The 1347-nt window shown below is 68.7% G+C and carries 1 protein-coding gene and 1 pseudogene; both read right to left on the reverse strand.

The window, feature by feature from the left end; all coding sequences use genetic code 11:
* Positions 1–884, reverse strand: an 884-nt coding sequence (nagA, locus tag EN884_RS36070; RefSeq protein WP_128361133.1) for an N-acetylglucosamine-6-phosphate deacetylase, incomplete at its 3' end; no start/stop codon positions are given.
* Positions 881–1264 (reverse strand): annotated as a pseudogene (locus EN884_RS36075) (SIS domain-containing protein); the annotation flags it as partial. The gene nagA and the pseudogene EN884_RS36075, both read right to left, overlap by 4 nt.
* Positions 1265–1347 lie beyond the last annotated feature (83 nt).

The raw sequence follows: 1347 nt of genomic DNA on the forward strand, positions 1-1347 counted from the left end.
GTACGGCCGTTGAGCGTGAACGACGTCATGTCGGTGCCGATTGTCGCCATGGCGTCGGTGACCAGAACGATCCTGGCCGGCCCCTGCTTGGCGCGCAGTGCGATCTTGATGGTGGCCGGATCGACATGGATGCCGTCGGCGATGAGACCGGCCGACAAGGCGCCGATGTCGATGGCGGCGCCCGCCAGGCCAGGCTCGCGATTGCCGATCTGGCTCATCGCATTGAACAGGTGGGTAACCATCGAGGCGCCCGCCGCGGCAAAGGCGCTGGCGGTGGCGTAGCCGGTGTCGGAATGGCCAAGGCTGACGATGACGCCGGCCTTAGTCAGCGCCGCGACGCGAGCCGGCTCGACGGATTCGGGCGCGATGGTGGTCAGCAGCACCGGCAGCTTTTGCCGCGCCGCGATCAGCATCGCCTGGTCGGCATCCGTCATCGGCCGGATCAGCGCCGGATCATGCGCGCCCTTGCGGGCGACCGACAAATGCGGGCCTTCGAGATGCAGCCCGAGAAAGCCAGGCACCTTCTGGCGCGCCGCCGCCTCGCCGGCGGCGACAGCGGCGGCCGTGATTGCAGGCGTGTCGGTGATCAGCGTCGGCAGCAGCGCCGTCGTGCCGAAGGGCGCGTGGGCGCGGCAGATGGTCTCGATGGAAGCGACATCGGGATGGTCGTTGAGCATGACGCCGCCGCCGCCATTGACCTGCAGGTCCACGAAGCCCGGCACCAGCAGGCCGTCACCGGCGTCGACGAGGGCGATGTCCGAGGGGACGGCGCCCGTGGGCAAAATGGCCTCGACGAGACCGTCGCGCACGACCAGCGCGTGGCCTTCATGCCAATCGTCGCCGTCGAAAATCCGGGCGCCAGTCAGGGCAAAGCGATTGCTCATACGGTCTCCGTCACCTTGCGAAGATTGCGCGGCGTGTCCGGGTCGAGACCGCGATGGCGGGCAAACGCCTCGACGAACATGTAGAAGGAGACGATCAGCGTCAGCGGATCGGTCAGTGGATGGCCTGTGGCGACATGCGGCAGGCGCACGGCGCGTTGGGCAAGTGCCGAGGTGACGAACACCGGCGCGCCCTTGGCCGCCAGGCTGTCGGCGGCCTCGGCAATCGACGGTTCGGACGCGTCGCGCGCGGCCAGCGCCAGCACCGGAAAATCAGGGCCGACCAGCGCCAGCGGGCCGTGCATGACCTCGGCGGCGCTGTAGGCTTCCGCATGCATGCCGCAGGTCTCCTTGAATTTCAGCGCAGCCTCATTGGCCATCGCCGCCGAGGTCATACACGGCCCGCTGGCGCTGGTCGGCCCTGATTTTCCGGTGCTGGCGCTGGCCGCGCGCGACGCGTCCGAAC

Source organism: Mesorhizobium sp. M7A.F.Ca.AU.001.01.1.1 (assembly GCF_004022735.1).
Taxonomy (GTDB): domain Bacteria; phylum Pseudomonadota; class Alphaproteobacteria; order Rhizobiales; family Rhizobiaceae; genus Mesorhizobium; species Mesorhizobium ciceri.